Source organism: Gulbenkiania mobilis (genome assembly GCA_004346645.1).
Lineage (GTDB): Bacteria > Pseudomonadota > Gammaproteobacteria > Burkholderiales > Chromobacteriaceae > Gulbenkiania > Gulbenkiania mobilis.
Window position 1 is genome coordinate 1 of record SMDA01000017.1, and the last position, 3933, is coordinate 3933.

The 3933-nt window shown below is 53.6% G+C and carries 2 tRNA genes and 2 rRNA genes; all 4 read left to right on the plus strand.

Annotated features, from left to right (window positions below):
• Nucleotides 1-523 (plus strand): 16S ribosomal RNA (locus tag EV669_RS13910); the annotation flags it as partial.
• 63 nt (nucleotides 524-586) lie between these two features.
• A tRNA-Ile gene (locus tag EV669_RS13915) sits at nucleotides 587-663 on the plus strand.
• 12 nt (nucleotides 664-675) lie between these two features.
• Nucleotides 676-751: transfer RNA gene (locus EV669_RS13920), tRNA-Ala, on the plus strand.
• A 256-nt stretch (nucleotides 752-1007) separates the two neighbouring features.
• Nucleotides 1008-3894: ribosomal RNA gene (locus EV669_RS13925) — 23S ribosomal RNA — on the plus strand.
• Nucleotides 3895-3933 lie beyond the last annotated feature (39 nt).

The following is a 3933-nucleotide window of genomic DNA, read 5'->3' on the forward strand; positions in this document are numbered from 1 at the left end:
GGAGTGCCCGAAAGGGAGCCGTAACACAGGTGCTGCATGGCTGTCGTCAGCTCGTGTCGTGAGATGTTGGGTTAAGTCCCGCAACGAGCGCAACCCTTGTCATTAGTTGCCATCATTGAGTTGGGCACTCTAATGAGACTGCCGGTGACAAACCGGAGGAAGGTGGGGATGACGTCAAGTCCTCATGGCCCTTATGAGCAGGGCTTCACACGTCATACAATGGTCGGTACAGAGGGTCGCCAAACCGCGAGGTGGAGCCAATCTCATAAAACCGATCGTAGTCCGGATTGCACTCTGCAACTCGAGTGCATGAAGTCGGAATCGCTAGTAATCGCAGATCAGCATGCTGCGGTGAATACGTTCCCGGGTCTTGTACACACCGCCCGTCACACCATGGGAGTGGGGGATACCAGAAGTGGCTAGGATAACCTTCGGGAGTCCGGTTACCACGGTATGCTTCATGACTGGGGTGAAGTCGTAACAAGGTAGCCGTAGGGGAACCTGCGGCTGGATCACCTCCTTTCTAGAGAAAGCTCGAGCGAACTGCTCACAGCCTATCGGTTGTTCAAAATGTTGGCGTAAGACTGGGTTTGTAGCTCAGCCGGTTAGAGCACCGTCTTGATAAGGCGGGGGTCGTTGGTTCGAGTCCAACCAGACCCACCAGTTTGACCTGTTGGGGGCATAGCTCAGTTGGGAGAGCACCTGCTTTGCAAGCAGGGGGTCGTCGGTTCGATCCCGTCTGCCTCCACCACCAGCGCAAACAGAAGTACACCCGAAGCGATTGCTTCCAGTGTGTTTCTGTTTGCGTTGACGACAGAAGTCGCCACACGCCCGATCTTTAACAAACTGAAGAAGCCGAAATACAAGCGGCGAGACGACGTAGCTGGGTAAAGCCAGAGACGAAGAATCGCCGACTTGGGTAGAAGATTGTATCGGCACACACCGCAAGTTCCCGGTGTGTGCGTCGCAAACTCAAACCTGTCTGAGTAAGGCAACTGAAATGATAGGGTCAAGCGACTAAGTGCATCTGGTGGATGCCTTGGCGATCACAGGCGATGAAGGACGTGCAAGCCTGCGAAAAGCGGCGGGGAGCTGGCAATGAAGCTTTGATCCGCCGATGTCCGAATGGGGAAACCCCTCCGCAAGGAGATCCCTGGCTGAACACATAGGCCAGTGGAGGCGAACCGGGAGAACTGAAACATCTAAGTACCCCGAGGAAAAGAAATCAACCGAGATTCCGTAAGTAGTGGCGAGCGAACGCGGAAGAGCCTGTACGTGTTATGCATTGAGATAGTGGAAGGCATTGGAAACTGCCGCCATAGTGGGTGATAGCCCCGTACACGAAATTTCATTGCAAGAACTGGGCGTACGAGAAGTAGGGCGGGACACGCGAAATCCTGTCTGAAGATGGGGGGACCATCCTCCAAGGCTAAATACTCGTGATCGACCGATAGTGAACCAGTACCGTGAGGGAAAGGCGAAAAGAACCCCGGGAGGGGAGTGAAATAGAACCTGAAACCGGATGCATACAAACAGTGGGAGCCTCGCAAGGGGTGACTGCGTACCTTTTGTATAATGGGTCAGCGACTTACGTTCAGTAGCGAGCTTAACCGAATAGGGGAGGCGTAGGGAAACCGAGTCCGAATAGGGCGCTTTAGTTGCTGGGCGTAGACCCGAAACCGAGTGATCTATCCATGGCCAGGATGAAGGTGCGGTAACACGCACTGGAGGTCCGAACCCACTAGTGTTGCAAAACTAGGGGATGAGCTGTGGATAGGGGTGAAAGGCTAAACAAACTCGGAGATAGCTGGTTCTCCCCGAAAACTATTTAGGTAGTGCCTCATGTATCACTTCCGGGGGTAAAGCACTGTTATGGCTAGGGGGTCATTGCGATTTACCAAACCATGGCAAACTCTGAATACCGGAAAGTGCAAGCATGGGAGACAGACGGTGGGTGCTAACGTCCATCGTCAAGAGGGAAACAACCCAGACCGCCAGCTAAGGTCCCAAATGATCAGTTAAGTGGTAAACGAGGTGGGAAGGCCTAGACAGCCAGGATGTTGGCTTAGAAGCAGCCATCATTTAAAGAAAGCGTAATAGCTCACTGGTCGAGTCGTCCTGCGCGGAAGATGTAACGGGGCTCAAACTGATAACCGAAGCTGCGGATGCACAGTTTACTGTGCGTGGTAGGGGAGCGTTCTGTAGGTCTGTGAAGGTGTGTCGTAAGGCATGCTGGAGATATCAGAAGTGCGAATGCTGACATGAGTAGCGATAAAGCGGGTGAAAAGCCCGCTCGCCGAAAGCCCAAGGTTTCCTACGCAACGTTCATCGGCGTAGGGTGAGTCGGCCCCTAAGGCGAGGCTGAAAAGCGTAGTCGATGGGAAACGGGTTAAAATTCCCGTACTTTCGTATAGTGCGATGTGGGGACGGAGAAGGTTAGGTCAGCCAGGTGTTGGATGTCCTGGTTTAAGCCGGTAGGCGGAGAGATTAGGCAAATCCGGTCTCTCTTAACGCCGAGACGTGATGACGAGGCACTACGGTGCCGAAGTGACTGATACCACGCTTCCAGGAAAAGCCACTAAGCTTCAGCTATACGAGAACCGTACCGCAAACCGACACAGGTGGGCAGGATGAGAATTCTAAGGCGCTTGAGAGAACTCAGGAGAAGGAACTCGGCAAATTGATACCGTAACTTCGGGAGAAGGTATGCCCGTTGTGGTGAAATCCCTGCGGATGGAGCTGCGACGGGTCGCAGAGAATCGGTGGCTGCGACTGTTTAACAAAAACACAGCACTGTGCCAACACGAAAGTGGACGTATACGGTGTGACGCCTGCCCGGTGCCGGAAGGTTAAGTGATGGGGTGCAAGCTCTTGATCGAAGCCCCGGTAAACGGCGGCCGTAACTATAACGGTCCTAAGGTAGCGAAATTCCTTGTCGGGTAAGTTCCGACCCGCACGAATGGCGTAACGATGGCCACACTGTCTCCTCCTGAGACTCAGCGAAGTTGAAATGTTTGTGAAGATGCAATCTACCCGCTGCTAGACGGAAAGACCCCGTGAACCTTTACTGTAGCTTTGCATTGGACTTTGAACAGACTTGTGTAGGATAGGTGGGAGGCTATGAAACCAGAACGCTAGTTCTGGTGGAGCCGTCCTTGAAATACCACCCTGGTGTGTTTGAGGTTCTAACCTTGGTCCGTCATCCGGATCGGGGACAGTGCATGGTAGGCAGTTTGACTGGGGCGGTCTCCTCCCAAAGTGTAACGGAGGAGTTCGAAGGTCACCTAGGTACGGTCGGAAATCGTGCTGATAGTGCAATGGCATAAGGTGGCTTAACTGCGAGACCGACAAGTCGAGCAGGTGCGAAAGCAGGACATAGTGATCCGGTGGTTCTGAATGGAAGGGCCATCGCTCAACGGATAAAAGGTACTCCGGGGATAACAGGCTGATACCGCCCAAGAGTTCACATCGACGGCGGTGTTTGGCACCTCGATGTCGGCTCATCACATCCTGGGGCTGTAGCCGGTCCCAAGGGTATGGCTGTTCGCCATTTAAAGTGGTACGTGAGCTGGGTTCAAAACGTCGTGAGACAGTTTGGTCCCTATCTGCAGTGGGCGTTGGAAGTTTGACGGGGGCTGCTCCTAGTACGAGAGGACCGGAGTGGACGAACCTCTGGTGTACCGGTTGTGACGCCAGTCGCATCGCCGGGTAGCTAAGTTCGGAAGAGATAACCGCTGAAAGCATCTAAGCGGGAAACTCGCCTGAAGATGAGACTTCCCTGGCACCTTGAGTGCCCTGAAGAGTCGTTCGAGACCAGGACGTTGATAGGTCGGGTGTGGAAGCGCTGTGAGGCGTTAAGCTAACCGATACTAATTGCTCGTGAGGCTTGATCCTATCATTTGAGTGGCTTTGCTCAGCAAAGCGCACGATACA